General features: G+C 53.3%; 1 rRNA gene. It reads right to left on the reverse strand.

What is annotated here, in order from left to right:
• Positions 1 to 681, reverse strand: a 23S ribosomal RNA gene (locus M5A78_RS24595); the annotation flags it as partial.

Raw genomic sequence — 681 nt, forward strand, 5'->3', positions numbered from 1 at the left:
GCTAACCCCTCCTCTTAACCTTCCAGCACCGGGCAGGCGTCAGCCCCTATACTTCGCCTTGCGGCTTCGCAGAGACCTGTGTTTTTGCTAAACAGTCGCCTGGGCCTATTCACTGCGGCTCATCAAGGCTATTCACCCTAATGAGCACCCCTTCTCCCGAAGTTACGGGGTCATTTTGCCGAGTTCCTTAACGAGAGTTCTCTCGCTCACCTTAGGATTCTCTCCTCGCCTACCTGTGTCGGTTTGCGGTACGGGCACCTTTTATCTCGCTAGAGGCTTTTCTTGGCAGTGTGGAATCAGGAACTTCGGTACTAAATTTCCCTCGCTATCACAGCTCAGCCTTTGCGGTAAGCGGATTTTCCTACTTACCAGCCTAACTGCTTAGACGCGCATATCCAACAGCGCGCTTACCCTATCCTCCTGCGTCCCCCCATCACTCAAACGATAAAGAGGTGGTACAGGAATATCAACCTGTTGTCCATCGCCTACGCCTTTCGGCCTCGGCTTAGGTCCCGACTAACCCTGAGCGGACGAGCCTTCCTCAGGAAACCTTAGGCATACGGTGGATGAGATTCTCACTCATCTTTCGCTACTCATACCGGCATTCTCACTTCTAAGCGCTCCACCAGTCCTTACGGTCTAGCTTCAACGCCCTTAGAACGCTCTCCTACCACTGACACC

It is taken from the genome of Neobacillus rhizosphaerae (assembly GCF_937468385.1).
Lineage (GTDB): Bacteria > Bacillota > Bacilli > Bacillales > Cytobacillaceae > Neobacillus > Neobacillus rhizosphaerae.